Consider the following 15,853-nt stretch of genomic DNA (forward strand, 5'->3'; position numbering starts at 1 on the left):
CATGGCAAGAATGACGATGATTGAAGCCGTTCGCAGCGCCATGGATGTGTCCATGGAGCGCAGCGACGATGTCGTGGTGTTCGGCGAAGACGTGGGTTATTTCGGCGGCGTCTTCCGCGCCACGCAGGGGCTGCAGGGGAAATACGGCAAGACCCGCTGTTTCGATGCGCCGATCAGCGAATCCGGCATTGTCGGCACCGCCATCGGCATGGCCGCTTACGGGTTGCGACCCTGTGTCGAAATCCAGTTCGCCGATTACATGTATCCCGCCTATGACCAGATCACCCAGGAAGCGGCGCGCATTCGTTATCGCTCCAATGGCGATTTCACCTGCCCGATCGTGCTCAGAATGCCCACTGGCGGCGGTATTTTCGGCGGGCAGACGCATAGCCAGAGCCCGGAAGCGCTTTTCACCCATGTCTGCGGGCTGAAGGTGGTTGTTCCCTCCAACCCTTATGATGCCAAGGGGCTGTTGATTGCCTCGATCGAAGACCCCGACCCCGTGATGTTTCTGGAGCCGAAGCGGCTCTATAACGGTCCCTTCGACGGGCACCACGACCGGCCGGTCACCCCGTGGTCCAAACACGATATGGGCGAGGTGCCGGAAGGGCACTACACCATCCCCATCGGCAAGGCCGAAATCCGCCGCCCCGGAAACGCTGTCACCGTCATCGCTTATGGCACCATGGTGCATGTGGCGCTGGCGGCAGCGGAAGAAACCGGTGTGGATGCCGAGATCATCGATCTGCGCAGCCTGCTACCGCTTGATCTCGATAGTATCGTCAAATCCGTTTCCAAGACCGGCCGCTGTGTCATGGTGCATGAGGCGACGTTGACCTCCGGCTTCGGGGCCGAAGTGGTGTCGCTGGTGCAGGAACATTGTTTCTATCATCTGGAGGCCCCCGTCGTCCGTGTCGCCGGTTGGGATACGCCTTACCCGCATGCGCAGGAATGGGACTATTTTCCCGGACCCGCCCGCGTCGGACGCGCACTTGTCGAAGTCATGGAGGCCTGATTATGGCGGAATATACCATTACAATGCCCGATGTCGGCGAAGGCGTCGCTGAAGCCGAACTGGTAGAATGGAACGTCAAGCCGGGTGATCCGGTGCATGAGGACATGGTGCTGGCCGCCGTGATGACTGACAAGGCAACGGTCGAGATTCCGTCGCCGGTGGCGGGCATCGTCACCTGGCTGGCCGTGACGGTCGGAAATACCGTGCCGGTGAAGGCACCACTTGTCCGCATCGAAACCGATGTCTCTGCCGCCGCTCCCGAGGTCAACGCGCCGGAAGCCGAAGCGCCGGCGGATATGACGGAAGCGCCGCCACCCGTCGAAACCCAGCCGGCTGCGCGTCCCGCCGAGAATTCGCCGCTGCCGCCGCCTCCAGCCGAACCGCACCACAAACCGCTGGCGTCTCCCGCCGTTCGCCAGCGTGCCGACGATCTCGATATTGATCTCACAAAGGTCAAGGGAACCGGGCCGGACGGGCATATCACCCATGCCGATCTCGATGGGTTCTTAACCGTGCGGGAAAGGCCGGAACGCCCCGAGCCGGCAGCGGCCCACGATAGCGCCGTCGAGGAAGTGAAGGTGACGGGGCTGCGGCGCAAGATTGCCGAGAAGATGGTGCTCTCCGCTTTCCGTATTCCGCACATTACCTATGTCGAGGAAATCGACGTGACGGATCTCGAAGATTTGCGCGCGACCATGAACGGCAATCGTCGTTCCGGACAGCCGAAACTGACGATCCTGCCGTTTCTGATGCGCGCTCTGGTGAGAGCCGTGGCTGACCATCCTGGCATGAATGCCACTTTCGACGATGAGAACGGTGTCGTCCGCCATTACGAAGCCGTCCATATCGGCATTGCCACGCAAACACCGTCCGGCCTCACCGTTCCGGTCGTGCGCCACACCGAAGCACTCGGCCTGTGGGCATGTGCAGACGAGGTCTCACGCGTTGCCGAAGCCGCCCGCACCGGCACGGCGCATCGGGAGGAACTGATGGGCTCCACCATCACCATAAGTTCGCTCGGAGCCCTGGGTGGTGTGGTCTCGACGCCCATCATCAACCATCCGGAGGTGGCGATCATCGGCGTCAACAAGATCATGACGCGTCCGGTCTGGGATGGCTCACGCTTCGTGCCGCGCAAGATGATGAACCTGTCGTCCAGCTTTGATCACCGGGTGGTCGATGGCTGGGATGCCGCCGTCTTCATCCAGGCCGTCAAGGCGCTCCTGGAAAAGCCGGCACTGATATTCATCGACGGTTGAGGTTTCATCCAAAAGCTTTTTTCCGTGAAGCACTCCGGCTTCACGGAACTGTTTCGGTGTCGGTATAGGCTTGCGTTCGTCATCTTCGGGTATAGAAGAGAAGAACGAGAAGCATGTTTTCTCATCATGATCATAGTGGCGGAAGACGGCGCTCCGGCGCCCGGCGGTCCGCCCTCCGCCGGCAACCGAATGAAGAAGAAGGTCCTCCCATGCGCACTCCCAAACCCGTTGTCCTGACTATTCTCGATGGCTGGGGGCTGAACGAGGACACATCCAGCAATGCGCCGGTGCTGGCGAATACGCCCACCGTGGACCGGCTTTTCGCCACCTGCCCGAATGCGAGGCTCACCACCTTCGGCCCGAATGTCGGTCTGCCCACCGGGCAGATGGGCAATTCGGAAGTCGGCCACACCAATATCGGCGCCGGCCGCATCGTCGCCATGGATCTCGGCCAGATCGATCTGGCCATTGAGGATGGCAGCTTTTTCCGCAATGCGGCGATGCTCGATTTCGCCGCCACGGTGAAGGCCGCGGGCGGTGTGGCGCATCTGATGTGCGTCGTTTCCGATGGCGGCGTCCATGGCCATATTCTCCACGGTCAGGCGGCGGTGAAGCTCATGATCAGCCATGGTCTGAAAGTCGTCGTGCATGCCATCACCGATGGCCGCGATGTCGCGCCGCAATCGGCGGAAGATTTTGTTGCGGCGCTGGTGGCGAGCCTGCCGCAAGGCGCCAGCATCGGCACTGTGATCGGCCGTTATTATGCGATGGATCGCGACAATCGCTGGGAGCGCGTTGAAAAGGCCTATGACGCCATGGTTCTCGGCAAGGGCGAACATGCGCCTGATGCGGTTAGCGCGGTCGCGCAGAGCTACAAGAACGATGTGACGGATGAATTCATTCTGCCGACTGTGATCAATGGTTATGAGGGTTTCAAGGCCGGCGATGGGTTGTTCTGCCTGAACTTCCGCGCTGACCGTGCCCGTGAAATCCTGCTTGCCATCGGTGCGGATGACTTTGATGGTTTCGCGCGTGAAAAGCCCGTGCTTTCGGCATTGCTTGGCATGGTGGAATATTCCACCCGGCACGCTGCTTTCATGACGACGGCCTATCCGAAGCGCGATATCGCCAATACGCTGGGTGCATGGGTGGCAAAACACGGGCTCACGCAGTTCCGTCTCGCCGAAACCGAAAAATACCCGCATGTCACCTTCTTCCTGAATGGCGGCAAGGAAGAGCCGGAGGTGGGCGAAGACCGCTTCATGCCGAAATCCCCCAAGGTTGCGACGTATGATCTGCAGCCGGAAATGAGCGCGCCGGAAGTGACGGAGAAATTCGTCGAGGCGATCGGCAAGGGCTACGATCTTATCGTCACAAATTACGCGAATCCGGACATGGTTGGTCATACCGGGGATCTGCAGGCCGCTATCAAGGCTTGCGAAGCCGTGGATCGCGGGCTTGCTGCTGTCGTCGCCGCTCTCGAGACAGTCGGTGGCGCCATGCTGGTAATCGCTGATCACGGCAATTGCGAAACCATGGTCGACCCCGTAACCGGCGGCCCGCACACGGCGCATACCACCAATCCGGTGCCGGTGATCCTGTTTGGCGGCCCGCAGGGTGCAAAGCTGCATGACGGCATTCTCGCCGATGTCGCGCCCACCTTGCTGCAACTGATGAACGTGCAGTTGCCCCCGGAAATGACGGGCAAGAGCCTGATCGACCTGTAATAAGGTCTTGGCGCGGGTGTTTTGCCACCCGCGCTGCCCATTCTTATCATGCCTGGGTATGAAGGTTGGCGGTTTGCTCTATGGCTTTTTTGCCAGGAGGCGATCATGCGCCAACATGCCTGCAATCATGGCGCAGACAAAAAGAATGACCGGCAGAAGCCCGAGAGCGAAAGCCGACAGTGCCGGGCCGGGGCAGAAACCGGCAAGCCCCCAGCCAATGCCGAAAATGGCTGAACCAAGGATGAGCGGCCGGTCGATGCGGGTTTTTGCCGGAAGGCTGAAGTCTTCGGCAAGAACCGGTCTGGCAATAAAACGGCTGAGCAGAACACCCGGCACGGCGACCGAGACTGCACCGCCAAGAACAAACATCAGGCTCGGGTCCCAATGGCCGCTCGCCACATCGAGAAAACCTGAAACGCGGGCCGGATCGACCATGCCGGAGAGCGACAGACCGAAACCGAACAGTGCTCCTGCGATCAATGCCAGCGCAACACGCGCCATGGCTTGATTTTTCATGACATGGCTCCCGTTATCGTTGCCGCGACAATGCCGGTCATCAGAAAGGTTGCGGTTGCGGCGATGGAGCGCCGGGAAAACCGGGCCAGCCCCATGATGCCGTGGCCGGAGGTGCAGCCGGAGCCCATGCGCGTGCCAAAACCCACCAGCAGACCGGCAATGATGATCAGCGGCCATGGGGCGATTATGGTTATCGTCGGAAGCCGGCCGAATGCGGCGGCGTAAAGATAGGGCCCGGCCAGCAGGCCGGCCAAGAAGGCCAGATCGGCAAGCCGCCGCTCCCGGCCGAGCATCCTGCCCATGATACCGCTGATGCCGGCGATGCGGCCGTTGAACAGAAACAGGAGGATGCATGCAAGACCGAGAAGCATGCCGCCGAAAAGCGAGGGCCAATAGGGGCTCACGGGGCCGCCTCCGGTGCACAGAATATGGCGTAGAGAGCCTCGATAAGCTGGGCCGCTTTCGTTTCGCTCATCCGGTAGAAAATCTGCTTGGCTTCGCGCCGGGTTTCGACGACACCCGCTTCCCGCAGCACGCCGAGCTGCTGGGAAAGTGTGGGCTGGTGAATATCAAGCTTCGTCTCCAGTTCGCCGACTGAAAATTCTGCCTGCGCCAGAGTGCAGGCCAGCATCAGCCGGGCAGGATGGGCGAGTGTCTTTAAAAGCAGCGCAACTTCGACGGCGCGTTCTTCCATGGCGGGCAGGGGGATTTCGGCGATCCCCGGAACCTGTTGCCAATTATTGTCTTTCACCATGTGCTACCCTCCAGCCCATCGAGCGGGAATTTGAGGTAGCGTTTGCCGTTGGCCTCCGGCTTCGGCAGGCGGCCACCACGGATATTGACCTGCAGTGCGTGCAGAATGAGCTTGGGCATCGGCAAGGTGCGATCCCGAGCTTCGCGCAGACGGATGAAGCCTTCTTCCGTCACGCCGGCCAGATGCGGATTGCTGCGTTTCTGTTCTGCGACCGTGCTTTCCCATTTCGGTGCGCGGCCGCCGGGCTGGTAGTCATGGCCGGTGAAAAGCCGTGTTTCGTCAGGAAGGGCAAGGATATCCTGAATGGAAGCCCAAAGCTCCCCGGCGCTGCCACCTGGAAAATCGGCGCGCGCGGTGCCGGAATCCGGCATGAAAACCGTATCATGCACAAAGGCGGTGTCGCCCACGACATAGGTGACGGAAGCCAGTGTGTGGCCGGGCGAAAACAGCACGCGGGCATCCAGTGAACCGATGTTGAACCTGTCACCCGCTTCAAACAGCCGATCCCATTGCGAGCCATCGGTCTCCAGATCGGGCCAGTTATATTTCGCCTGCCAGAGTTTTTGCACACCGGTAACTTTTGCGCCGATGGCGGTCTGGGCGCCGGTTTTCTGTTTCAGATAATAGGCGGCGGAAAAGTGGTCGGCATGCGGATGGGTATCGAGTATCCATTCTACCGACAGGCCTTCGCTTTCGACATAGGCCAGAATGGCATCGGCATTCATCGTGCCCGTCGCGCCGGATTTTTCATCGAAATCAAAGACGGGGTCGATAATGGCGCAGCGTCCGGTCGCCGGGTCCGAAACGACATATTGCAGGCTGGATGTACGCGGATCGAAGAATGCCTTGACGTGGGGTGCCGCCAAAGCCCGCCGCTCCAGCCAGCGAACCGCGCCGGACAGGTCAAAACCGTGCGTCCTGCCGAAAGCCTCGATTTCGCTTTGCTGCATACGCGCGTCAAGCGCTTCGCCGAGCACGTAGAGTGTCAGCGCGCGGGTGCCGCCTTTGCAATGGGCAAAAACAGGGCCGTCGGCCGCGGCCATCGCCTGCTGGAAAGCGCGAATATCGGCCTCGGTCATGGTCGGTCCCGTCACCGGAATGAAGCTGTAAGTCAGACCCGCTGTGCCGGCGGCAGTTTTTTCCCGCATATTGCCCGGCTGGCCGGCGTCTTCGCCATCCGGTCGCGCGTTGATGATGCTTTTATACCCTTGAGAGGAGATTGAAGGGAAATCGGCGATCTCCGGCTGGCCCGCTACGGTCAGACGCTCGTTGATCTTGACGGCGCTCATCAGCATCTCCTGTTGTTCTAAATTAATATATGTTATTGTATAATGTATATCGTCTTCCCGCAAGATGTTGAAAATTTCTTTTCGAGCGACAGGATGGATGACCGCGAGGGTCCGCCAAGCCAATCGTCAAGGTGGCCGGCCCTTGCAATGTTGCGGGTGTTTGCTAACATGCCAGACAGGTTAAAAACAGGTGGGCTGGAATGGACGGTGAGAGCAGCACGAAGCAGGGGGTATCGCTCGCGGCGAAAATCAGTTCGGCACTGAGGCGGGATTTGTCGGAGGGCGTGTTCCGCCCGGGTGACCGTCTTCCGAGCGAGAGCGCGCTTACGCGTGAATATTCCGTAAGCCGTACCGTCGTGCGCGAAGCCATCGCCATTCTGCGCGCCGATGGTCTCGTTGAAGCCCGCAAGGGCGCGGGCGTTTTTGCCGTGGAGACGAAACCAGCCAAGGAACTGCCTTTCAACGATCTGGCTATCGGGCGGATTTCCTCGGTAATCGAGTTGCTGGAATTGCGAACGGTTTTTGAGGTTGAATCCGCCGGCCTTGCGGCATCGCGTCGTTCCGCCGTGCAGGTGGAGGCGATTGTCGATGCGCACCGGCGGATTGGTGATTGCCTGGCCGCCGGGCTGCCGACACGGGATGCCGATTTCGAATTCCATCTGGCAATTGCGCAGGCAACGCAGAACCGGCGTTTTCCGGAGTTCCTTCAACTCATTCGTTCCGGCATCATTCCGCGTGGCGAATTGCAGGGCGCGGCACCCGGCGCACGTCCGAAGGACTATAATCTCCATCTGCAGGAGGAACATGCCAGGATCGTCGACGCCATCATAGAAAGCGATGCGGATGCCGCGCGCCAATATATGGCGGCGCATCTGCGTGGCAGTCTTGAACGTTACAAGGTACTTCTGCGCTCCCGTACGGCGGCGGAGTAAGACGGAAAGATAGCCGTCTCAATGGCTTAGGTGCTTGCCCGGCGATAAAGGGCCAGAGAGGCGGCAAGCGTCAGCAGCGCACCGCCGCAAATCCGGTCAAGCCACAGGGCGCCGGATTTGCGTAACATTCTGACGGCCTGTGCGCCCAGCAGGGCGTATCCGAACATCACGATGAAATCGATGGCGGCAAAGACCAGCGCAAGCACCGCATATTGTGGGATTTGCGGCGCCAAAGGGTTGATGAACTGCGGCAGGAAAGCAGAAAAGAACAGATAGCCCTTGGGGTTGGTCACCGCGACAAGAAAGCTCTTGAGAAAGACCGAACGTGCGGATGTCGCCCCGTTCCTATCTGTCGGTTGCAGCGCGCCGTCGAGCGTGCCTCTGGAGCGAAGCAGCATGAGACCGAGAAAGACGAGATAACAGACGCCCACCCATTTGACGACGCTGAACCAGAATTCCGAGGCAGCGAGCAGGGCTCCCAGCCCCAGCGCAACCGCACCGATCAGAACGAAATCGGAGAGAATTGCGCCGGCCATGCCGGTCAAAGCGCGCTGAATTCCGAATTTCGAGCCATTCGAAAGCGCCAGCAAAACAGTCGGACCGGGCGTCGCGATACCGATGAAAGCGACGAGGGCAAATGCCAGAAGCGTCATATCGGCCATTTCTTGCTCTCCCCCGGAAGCCCTCGATGTTGTCGGCAATGCCTGGAACTGCATTCGCGCCGGCATATTTTCGAAACGAAAGAATACAGGCTTTTGCGGTTGCGACAACGTAAGGGGTTTATTTTCCGGTGAAGGGGAAACCCCGGTAACTGCAGGGTGAAATTTCCACCGGGATAAATTTTTCGGAGCCTCTGGCGCTGTCGATTTTGCTGACCCGTGCTTGACAGCTTTCTACACCTGTGACAACTTGTGAATAGTTGTCAGACAGGATTGCGCATTCATCCTTGCGCCGATCGGTTTCTGGCAAGGGAGGAATCATGTCAAAAAGACGCCTTTCGCTTTATGGCCTGTCCGGCCAGATCGGAAGTATTGCCGTTACGCTGCTTGGACTGCTGCTGCTGACCTTTTTCATCGGTCGCCTGATGCCCGCCGATCCGGTGCGGGCGATCGTCGGTGAGGATGCAACCCGTGAAACCTATGAACAGGTCTATCATGCGCTCGGCTTCGACCGTCCGCTGTGGCAGCAGTTCATCTATTATCTCGGCGATGTGTTCACCGGCGATTTCGGTACTTCGATCCGCACCGGCCGACCGGTCATCGAAGACATCATCCGGGTCATGCCCGCGACGATGGAGCTTGCGACCTTCGCGATCCTGATTGGTGCCGGCCTCGGCATTCCCATGGGTGTTTATGCCGCCGTCAAGAAAGACCGCTGGCAGGACCATCTCGTGCGCGTACTCAGCCTGTTCGGCCATTCCATGCCGATTTTCTGGACCGGCATGATCGCGCTGATCGTTTTTTACGCCCATCTCGGCCTTGTCGGCGGCGGTGGTCGCATGGACCAGTTCTATATCGGTCTGGTGGAGGAGCGGACGGGCTTCCTGCTGATAGACAGCCTGCTTGCGGGTGACATGGAAGTGTTCTGGTCGGCGATCAACCACCTCATCCTTCCCGCCGCCCTGCTCGGTTATTCCTCCTCGGCCTATATCACCCGGATGACGCGCAGCTTCATGCTGGATCAGCTGGGCCAGGAATATGTCACGACCGCCCGCGTCAAAGGCCTGTCGCAGCGACAGACGGTGTGGCTGCATGCTTTTGGCAATATTCGCGTGCAACTGGTCACCATCATTGCCCTTGCTTACGGCTCGCTGCTGGAAGGCGCGGTGCTTATCGAGACCGTCTTCGCCTGGCCGGGTTTCGGGCAATATCTCACCAGCAATCTTATCATCGGCGACATGAATGCCGTGATGACCTGCGTGCTTATCGTCGGTGTCATCTTCATCGGGCTTAATCTCCTGTCTGACATTCTCTACCGCTTTTTCGATCCGAGGACCCGCTGATGACGGCTCGTGCAGAAACCTCCTCTCGTCTTCCCGTGCCGTTAAACGCGCTGAAGAACATCATCCTTTTCCTGCTGAAAAGCCCGACATCGGCCTTCGGTCTGCTGATCTTGCTGCTGCTCGTCATTTCGGCGATTTTCGCGCCATGGCTCGCGACGCATGATCCTTATGTGCAGGATCTCGCCAACACGCTGCAGCCGCCCGGCAATGGCCATGTCTTCGGTACGGATGAGCTGGGACGCGATATCTACAGCCGCCTGCTCTGGGGTGCGCGCATCACGCTCACCATCATCACGCTGGTGTCGGTCATCGTCGGCCCGGTCGGCCTTCTGGTCGGCACCGCGTCCGGTTATCTCGGCGGCAAGTTCGATACGGCGATGATGCGCATCACGGATATTTTCCTGTCGTTTCCCAGCCTCATCCTGTCGCTTGCCTTCGTTGCAGCACTCGGGCCGAGCCTCAACAATGCGATCATCGCGATTGCGCTCACCTCGTGGCCACCGATCGCGCGTCTTGCCCGCGCCGAGGCCATGACGTTTCGGAAAGCGGATTATATCGCCGCTGCGCGGCTTCAGGGCGCCTCGCCGCTGCGCATCATCGTCAAATCCATCATGCCCATGTGCCTGCCTTCGGTCCTCATCCGCCTGACGCTTAACATGGCGACCGTTATTCTGACTGCTGCCGGCCTCGGCTTTCTCGGTCTCGGCGCGCAGCCGCCGCTGCCGGAGTGGGGGGCGATGATCGCCACCGGGCGGCGTTACATGCTGGACAGCTGGTGGCTGGTGACGTTCCCCGGCGTCGCGATCCTCTCCGTCAGCCTCGCCTTCAATCTTTTAGGCGACGGCCTGCGCGATGCGCTCGATCCTAAGCAGATGAACCGGAGATAAGACGATGGAAAAACCAATCCTTGACGTCGAAAATCTCCGCATTCGTTACGGCGGCTCGGCAACCGAGGCGGTGCGTGGCATCTCCTTCACGCTTGGCCGGGAGCGGCTCGGCATCGTCGGTGAAAGCGGCTCGGGCAAATCAACCGTCGGCCGGGCTCTGCTGCGCCTTTTGCCATCGGCGACGATCACTGCCGACAAGCTCGATTTCGAAGGCCTCGATCTTCTCGCGCTCAGTGAAAAAGAAATGCTGAAGGTTCGTGGGCGACGCATGTCGATGATCCTTCAGGATCCGAAATTTTCCCTCAATCCCATTCGCCGCGTCGGCGAACAGGTAACGGAAACCTATCTTCGCCACTTCAAGGCGTCGAAATCCGAGGCTCGGGAAAAGGCGCTCGCCATGCTGGATGCGGTGAAGATCCGCGATGCTGCGCGCGTCTATGAGCAATATCCGCACGAGATTTCCGGCGGCATGGGCCAGCGTGTCATGATCGCTATGATGCTGCTCGCCGATCCCGATCTCGTCATTGCCGACGAGCCGACCTCGGCGCTGGATGTGACTGTGCGGTTGCAGGTCTTGAACATTCTCGACGGTCTGGTTCGGGATCGCGGCATTGGCCTCATCATGATCAGCCATGACCTCAACCTCGTGCGCAATTTCTGTGACCGGGTTCTCATCATGTATGCCGGCCGCGTGGTGGAAACGCTGGCCGCGCGCGATCTCGATCAGGCGCAGCATCCCTATACGCGTGGCCTTCTGGCCGCGCAGCCACGCATCGGTGGCTCGCGCTCACCGCTTGCGGTGCTGGATCGCCGTCCCGAATGGCTGAAGGAGAACGTATAATGGCCGTTTCCGTTGAAATCCGCGATCTTTCCATTACCTTCGGCAGCGGCCATACGGCGCTGAAAGTGCTGCCCTCCGTCTCCTTCAAGGTGGAGCCTGGCGAGTGCTTCGGGCTGGTCGGCGAAAGCGGCTCGGGCAAATCCACCGTGCTGCGTTGTGTGTCGATGCTCAACGATTTCTGGAGTGGCGAAATCCTCATCAACGGCAGGTCGGTGCGTGACATGCCGCTGATCGAGCGGTGCCGCATGCTGCAAATGGTATTTCAGGACCCTTACGGCTCGCTACATCCCCGCCAGTCGGTGCGCACCGTGCTTTCGGAATCGCTTGCGATCCACAAGCTCGGCGACCGTGAAGAGCGCATGCGCAAAGTCATCACCGATGTCGGTCTGCCCGTCTCCTTTCTCGACCGCTTTCCGCATCAACTTTCCGGCGGCCAGCGGCAGCGTGTGGCGATTGCCCGTGCGTTGATCCTCGAACCGTCTCTGCTTCTGCTTGATGAGCCGACCTCGGCGCTCGATGTCTCGGTGCAGGCGGAAATCCTCAATCTGTTGCAGCGGCTGCGGGAAGAGCGCGGTTTCACCTATATCATGGTCACCCATGATCTCGCCGTGGTCGATCACATGTGCGACCGTTTCGCCGTGATGCTGCGCGGTGAGATCACCGAAATCCTGCCGCGCGAGGCTATCGCCGGCAATGGCGCGACGCATCCCTATGCCCGCGAACTGATCGGTGCCTCTCTGGAATATGAAGGCGCTTGACGCTTCCCAAAACGTGACTGTCCTCCTCCGGGGCGTCACGGACAAATAACATCCTCCTTCCTTGCCCGGCCTCCCTGTCGGGCATTTTTTTTGGGGGCAGGCCAAAAATAGAAAAGGCTGGGTGATGATTGGGCCTCGTGCTGCTGACAAAGCAGAAACCTCTCTTCCGTCATGCCGGACCAGATCCGGCATCCAGCCAGCCCAAGTCCTTGGGCTGAAAGGACCTTTTCCGCCGTGCAGACGCACGTCGGCTGGATTCCGGCTCAAGGCCGGAATGACGGAGGCGATATGTTTTGCCCGTCGGAGCAGTTCTACGCGGTCTTCCCGCAAAAAAAAGCGCGGGGTTAGCCGCGCCTTTTCATTCGCAGTAAGGACGGCCGATCACCGCTCCTTGCTCACCTCTTCAAAGCGCGAAAGCCAGGGGCTGACGATCATGCCCTTGATATCGCTGCGGAAGGCGGCGGTGTCGATGACTTCGGAGAAAGGTTGGATCGACATGACGATCTCGTCCATATAGCCCTGCAGGTCCTCATAAAGCTTCGTCTGTTTCGCCACATCGCGCTCGACAAGCGCTTCTTCGATCATCTTGTTCAGCTTTTCATCGAAGAAGCTGGTGCGCCAGCTCTGATAGTTGGTCAGCTTGGCGTCGTCGGCATTGTTGGGATTATAGGCGATGGAGCGCAGGTTGTTGTCGGGATGCGGCTGCTGGCCGCCGCCGCCGCGGCCGAGCAGCAGTTCGAAATTCCGCTCGCGCATGGCGCCATAGATCTGGTCGCCGGAGCCGCTGATCAGCTCGGCCTGAATACCGGCCTGCGCCAGCGTGTTCTGGATCGCCGTTGCCGCCTTCATGAAGGGATCTTCCGAGAGTACGCGCAGCGTCGTCTTGAAACCGTTGGGATAACCGGCCTCAGCCAGAAGCGCCTTGGCTTTTGCGATATCGAGCTTGTAGCCCTGATCCGGCAGCGCACCCATGACACCGGTGCTGAGAGAACGCTGATGCACCTTGCCGTAATAGGGCATGACCGCCTTGTCGAGACCGTCGTAATCGATCAGGTAACGCAGGGCCTCGCGCACCTTCTTATTGGCGAATTTCTCATCCTTCATCGAAACGCTGAGGTAATAAAAACCGGAGCCGGGTGTGGATTCGATGGTGACGGCCTTGTCGGCCTCAAGCGATTTCAGATCGGGGGCCTGCAGGGAATAGGCAACGTCGATATCGCCTTTTTCCAGCATCAGGCGCTGCGACTGCGATTCCGGCAGATGACGCATCAGGATGCGCCTCATCTTGGCCTTCTCACCCCAATAATCGTCGTTGCGGGTGAGGATGATATATTCGTTGGATTTCCATTGCGTCAGCTTGAAGGGGCCGGAGCCGGCGGAATTCAGCGTCAGCCATGCGCCGCCCAGATCGCCGTCCTTCTCGTTCTCAAGCGCGGTCTTGCTGTCGATGATCGAGCCGGGACCGTTTTGCGCAAGGATCATCAGGAGAAGATTGGGGTCGTCAGGCTTCGGAATATTCAGCACGAAGGTCTGGTCGTTTTCGGCAACGAACAGCTTGTCGGCTTCCTCCAGCTTGAAACCACGGGTTTTCAGGAAGGAGGATTGCGCCAGATTGCGGGCGAGCAGGCGTTTCAGGCTCCACGCCACGTCCTTTGCCGTCACGGCATTGCCGGAGGCGAATTTGGCATCGGCGCGCAGATGGAAGCGGATCGATTTCCGGTCTTCGCCAATTTCCCAACGTTCGGCAAGGCGGGGCTGCACGCTGCGATCTTCAGGCGAAAGCACGACCAGCGTGTCATAGACGTTGTTCAAGACCTGCACGGTCTCGCGGCCGGTGATGGCGGCCGGATCGAGGGTCAGGATATTGCTCATGGTTGTGGCGACGATGAGCTGGTCTTTCGGCGTTTCGGCGAAAACACTGAGCGGCATGGCGCCGATCAGCAATGCGCCAAGCGCTGCGGTTGCAAGAAAATGTTTCATTTTTCCTCCCAATACGGCCGGTTCATACGGCCTTTCCACGTTTTGATCCTCGCGCCCGGTTCCTCCTCGGGCGTCGCAGGATCAGCCAAGAATCTCTCTGACCGGTGCTGCGAGCGCCCGGCCGATTGCCGCCGTTGCCGGCGCGTCCAGATGCACGCCATCCACTGGTGAGGCGCTGGCAACTGATCCGGCATCAAAGAAGGCATGACCGAGTTCGCCGGCAAGTTTGCGGTAAAGCGGCGCAAGCCTGAGCGATTGGCCGATGTCCCGCCCACCCGCCGGTTCTCCGCCGGGGCCTGCGACGCAGGGCGGCGGTGCGACGATCAGCAGTTTCGGCACCGCCTCGCGCGGCTTGTAGATAAAGGTTTCGACAATTTGGGCCAGCCGCCGCATGCCGGAAACTGCGGCTTCCGCCCGCCCGCCATGCACCGGCTTGATATCGTTCGTGCCCAGCATGATGATGACGAGATCAAGTGGCATGTGGCAGGACAGCGCGACTTCAAGCGCCCGCACGCCATTGCGGCAGGCGGGGCCGGCATGGTCATCATAGCAGGTGGTGCGCCGCCAAGCCCTTCCGGGTGAACCTTTGCCTTTCCGGCAAGCTCGGCCTCCAGAACCTCCGGCCAGCGGTGTTCGGCAGGGTGCCGCAGACCCGTTGCCGGGTCAGCACCCCAGGTGAGGCTGTCTCCGAAGGCGAGCACCGTCTTCATCGCCCGTTACCTCACCCGGTTATTGTCGATGAAGGTAAAATCGATGTCCTCGCCAAGGCCCGGCCGGTCAGGGACATGCACGAAGCCGTCGCGATCCATCGGGTCGGACAGCGATTTCAGATAATCGTGGCCGTCATCATATTCGAGGAAGGGGTGCAACAGGCCACGCTCATACCAGCGGCAATTCTTGGTGGCGGCGACAACGTGCAGGTTCATGGCCGTGTTACCATGGACTTCGCATTCCATGCCAAAGGCTTCGGCCAGATGCATGGTCTTCAGCGCCGGGGTGATGCCGCCGACATCGTTGACGCCGGTGCGCAGAATATCGCAGGCGCCGGCCTTGATCCATTCGGCGCGATGCCAATGCTTGCCAGCAGCGCTTTCCGGGCCGACGACCGGAATATCGAGATTGTCGGAAAGCCATTTGTAGGAGGACAGCGACTGTTCATCCATCGGCTCCTCGATCCAATCGAAACCGAGTTTTTCGAGACCACGCCCCAGCGCCAGCGCATCGGTGCGGGAGTACCAGTGGAAAGCGTCGATCATCAGGCGAATATCGGGGCCAACCGCCTCGCGAACGGCGGCGCAGGCCTTGAGGTCCATCTTCACATCCGGTGCCCAGCTGACGGGCGGCATCCAGGTGTGCAGCTTGATGCCCTTGTAACCGCGCTTTACCAGCGTTTCGGCAAAACGGCCGTAATCTTCCGGCGTCGCCAGCCCGCCTTCCAGCTCGTCACCACACATGATCGAGCCATAGGCCAGCACCTTGTCGCGATAACCGCCGATCAACTTGTATACAGGTTGATTGAGCGAGCGGCCGGCAAGGTCCCACAATGCGCAATCCACCACCGCCAATGTGCGGTCCGTCAGTTGCGCAGCCGAGCCGCGCTGCCAGTGGGCAAGATCCTGCCACAGCCGTTCCCGGTCGCGATGGTCTTCACCGATCAGGACTTTCTTGACGAATTTTTCGATGACATGCGGGCGAACGATCTCCGGCGCGGTGAAGGAGTGGCCTTCCTGCCCATCTTCCGTGCGGATGGTCAGCATGGCCTGTTCCACCTGATGCGCCGGCCCGGGATGCGCGTGACCGGCGCTGTCCGAGTGGCGACGGGTCGTCGTGTGGAAAACACGGACCTCGACGTCGGTGATGATCATAATTCCTCCCTCATGCAGGTATCGCAGC

Annotated in this window: 15 protein-coding genes and 1 pseudogene; 8 read left to right on the top strand and 8 right to left on the bottom strand. The window is 59.9% G+C overall.

All coding sequences use genetic code 11. From position 1 onward, the window contains the following. The first annotated feature begins 1 nt into the window (after position 1). The 3 genes from M0412_RS15065 (at position 2) to gpmI (ending at position 4,001) form a co-directional block, all read left to right on the top strand. Positions 2-1,015 carry an alpha-ketoacid dehydrogenase subunit beta gene (locus M0412_RS15065; RefSeq protein ID WP_153514590.1) on the top strand — a complete coding sequence of 338 codons (1,014 nt, stop codon included), beginning with the start codon at positions 2-4 and terminating at the stop codon, positions 1,013-1,015. A gap of 2 nt (positions 1,016-1,017) precedes the next feature. After that, complete coding sequence (locus M0412_RS15070) at positions 1,018-2,274, top strand: dihydrolipoamide acetyltransferase family protein (RefSeq protein ID WP_269699170.1); 1,257 nt, start codon at positions 1,018-1,020, stop codon at positions 2,272-2,274. A gap of 209 nt (positions 2,275-2,483) precedes the next feature. Further along, positions 2,484-4,001 carry a 2,3-bisphosphoglycerate-independent phosphoglycerate mutase gene (gene gpmI, locus M0412_RS15075; protein WP_269699172.1) on the top strand — a complete coding sequence of 506 codons (1,518 nt, stop codon included), beginning with the start codon at positions 2,484-2,486 and terminating at the stop codon, positions 3,999-4,001. A 78-nt stretch (positions 4,002-4,079) separates the two neighbouring features. Here the strand turns inward: gpmI and M0412_RS15080 are convergent, their stop codons facing one another. From M0412_RS15080 to blh, 4 genes are read right to left on the bottom strand one after another with little or no spacing between them, the layout of a single operon-like run. Beyond that, entirely contained in the window at positions 4,080-4,517 is a 438-nt protein-coding gene (locus tag M0412_RS15080) for a YeeE/YedE family protein (protein WP_269699173.1), read from the bottom strand. Next, positions 4,514-4,921, bottom strand: a complete 408-nt coding sequence (locus M0412_RS15085; protein ID WP_269699174.1) for a YeeE/YedE family protein — start codon at positions 4,919-4,921, stop codon at positions 4,514-4,516. The genes M0412_RS15080 and M0412_RS15085 overlap by 4 nt, the downstream gene beginning before the upstream one ends. After that, on the bottom strand, positions 4,918-5,271 hold the full coding sequence (gene bigR, locus M0412_RS15090) for a sulfite-sensing transcriptional repressor BigR (RefSeq protein ID WP_269699176.1): 354 nt from the start codon (positions 5,269-5,271) through the stop codon (positions 4,918-4,920). The genes M0412_RS15085 and bigR overlap by 4 nt, the downstream gene beginning before the upstream one ends. Continuing rightward, on the bottom strand, positions 5,265-6,560 hold the full coding sequence (gene blh, locus M0412_RS15095) for a bifunctional sulfur transferase/dioxygenase Blh (RefSeq protein WP_269699177.1): 1,296 nt from the start codon (positions 6,558-6,560) through the stop codon (positions 5,265-5,267). The genes bigR and blh overlap by 7 nt, the downstream gene beginning before the upstream one ends. A 200-nt stretch (positions 6,561-6,760) precedes the next feature. On the opposite strand from blh, the gene M0412_RS15100 reads away from it, so the two are divergent. Then, positions 6,761-7,492, top strand: coding sequence for a FadR/GntR family transcriptional regulator (locus M0412_RS15100; RefSeq protein ID WP_269699180.1), 732 nt, complete (start codon positions 6,761-6,763; stop codon positions 7,490-7,492). Between the two features lie 26 nt (positions 7,493-7,518). Here M0412_RS15100 and M0412_RS15105 read toward each other — a convergent pair whose 3' ends face one another. Continuing rightward, the gene (locus M0412_RS15105) at positions 7,519-8,154 is read right to left on the bottom strand and encodes a LysE family translocator (protein ID WP_269699181.1); all 636 of its coding nucleotides are present in this window, start codon (positions 8,152-8,154) and stop codon (positions 7,519-7,521) included. A 317-nt stretch (positions 8,155-8,471) separates the two neighbouring features. Here M0412_RS15105 and M0412_RS15110 point away from each other — a divergent pair, with 317 nt between their 5' ends. The 4 genes from M0412_RS15110 to M0412_RS15125 are packed head-to-tail and all read left to right on the top strand — an operon-like array spanning position 8,472 to position 11,980. Then, positions 8,472-9,494 (top strand): ABC transporter permease, encoded by a 1,023-nt coding sequence (locus tag M0412_RS15110; protein ID WP_046801475.1) that lies wholly within the window; start codon positions 8,472-8,474, stop codon positions 9,492-9,494. Then, positions 9,494-10,381 (top strand): ABC transporter permease, encoded by an 888-nt coding sequence (locus M0412_RS15115; RefSeq protein WP_269699184.1) that lies wholly within the window; start codon positions 9,494-9,496, stop codon positions 10,379-10,381. Before M0412_RS15110 ends, M0412_RS15115 begins: the two co-directional genes overlap by 1 nt. Positions 10,382-10,385: 4 nt before the next feature. Further along, a complete protein-coding gene (locus tag M0412_RS15120; protein ID WP_269699185.1) occupies positions 10,386-11,222 on the top strand; it encodes an ABC transporter ATP-binding protein in 837 nt (278 codons plus the stop codon). Next, positions 11,222-11,980 carry an ABC transporter ATP-binding protein gene (locus M0412_RS15125; RefSeq protein ID WP_269699186.1) on the top strand — a complete coding sequence of 253 codons (759 nt, stop codon included), beginning with the start codon at positions 11,222-11,224 and terminating at the stop codon, positions 11,978-11,980. The genes M0412_RS15120 and M0412_RS15125 overlap by 1 nt, the downstream gene beginning before the upstream one ends. A 381-nt stretch (positions 11,981-12,361) precedes the next feature. Here the strand turns inward: M0412_RS15125 and M0412_RS15130 are convergent, their stop codons facing one another. The 3 genes and pseudogenes from M0412_RS15130 to M0412_RS15140 all read right to left on the bottom strand — a co-directional run bounded on the left by M0412_RS15130 (position 12,362) and on the right by M0412_RS15140 (position 15,825). Next, complete coding sequence (locus tag M0412_RS15130; protein ID WP_269699187.1) at positions 12,362-13,960, bottom strand: ABC transporter substrate-binding protein; 1,599 nt, start codon at positions 13,958-13,960, stop codon at positions 12,362-12,364. An 81-nt stretch (positions 13,961-14,041) separates the two neighbouring features. After that, positions 14,042-14,670, bottom strand: a pseudogene (locus tag M0412_RS15135) (SGNH/GDSL hydrolase family protein). 6 nt (positions 14,671-14,676) lie between these two features. Further along, on the bottom strand, positions 14,677-15,825 hold the full coding sequence (locus tag M0412_RS15140) for a mandelate racemase family protein (RefSeq protein WP_269699188.1): 1,149 nt from the start codon (positions 15,823-15,825) through the stop codon (positions 14,677-14,679). Positions 15,826-15,853: the final 28 nt, after the last annotated feature.

The sequence above is a fragment of the Agrobacterium sp. O3.4 genome (assembly GCF_041414895.1).
GTDB lineage: Bacteria > Pseudomonadota > Alphaproteobacteria > Rhizobiales > Rhizobiaceae > Agrobacterium > Agrobacterium cucumeris.

Bases quoted from the DNA above. Each gene is read 5' to 3' on its own strand.
- M0412_RS15065 (WP_153514590.1), top strand. From the start codon at position 2: ATGGCAAGAATGACGATGATTGAAGCCGTTCGCAGCGCCATGGATGTG.
- M0412_RS15070 (WP_269699170.1), top strand. From the start codon at position 1,018: ATGGCGGAATATACCATTACAATGCCCGATGTCGGCGAAGGCGTCGCT.
- gpmI (WP_269699172.1), top strand. From the start codon at position 2,484: ATGCGCACTCCCAAACCCGTTGTCCTGACTATTCTCGATGGCTGGGGG.
- M0412_RS15080 (WP_269699173.1), bottom strand. From the start codon at position 4,517: ATGAAAAATCAAGCCATGGCGCGTGTTGCGCTGGCATTGATCGCAGGA.
- bigR (WP_269699176.1), bottom strand. From the start codon at position 5,271: ATGGTGAAAGACAATAATTGGCAACAGGTTCCGGGGATCGCCGAAATC.
- blh (WP_269699177.1), bottom strand. From the start codon at position 6,560: ATGAGCGCCGTCAAGATCAACGAGCGTCTGACCGTAGCGGGCCAGCCG.
- M0412_RS15100 (WP_269699180.1), top strand. From the start codon at position 6,761: ATGGACGGTGAGAGCAGCACGAAGCAGGGGGTATCGCTCGCGGCGAAA.
- M0412_RS15105 (WP_269699181.1), bottom strand. From the start codon at position 8,154: ATGGCCGATATGACGCTTCTGGCATTTGCCCTCGTCGCTTTCATCGGT.
- M0412_RS15110 (WP_046801475.1), top strand. From the start codon at position 8,472: ATGTCAAAAAGACGCCTTTCGCTTTATGGCCTGTCCGGCCAGATCGGA.
- M0412_RS15115 (WP_269699184.1), top strand. From the start codon at position 9,494: ATGACGGCTCGTGCAGAAACCTCCTCTCGTCTTCCCGTGCCGTTAAAC.
- M0412_RS15120 (WP_269699185.1), top strand. From the start codon at position 10,386: ATGGAAAAACCAATCCTTGACGTCGAAAATCTCCGCATTCGTTACGGC.
- M0412_RS15125 (WP_269699186.1), top strand. From the start codon at position 11,222: ATGGCCGTTTCCGTTGAAATCCGCGATCTTTCCATTACCTTCGGCAGC.
- M0412_RS15130 (WP_269699187.1), bottom strand. From the start codon at position 13,960: ATGAAACATTTTCTTGCAACCGCAGCGCTTGGCGCATTGCTGATCGGC.
- M0412_RS15140 (WP_269699188.1), bottom strand. From the start codon at position 15,825: ATGATCATCACCGACGTCGAGGTCCGTGTTTTCCACACGACGACCCGT.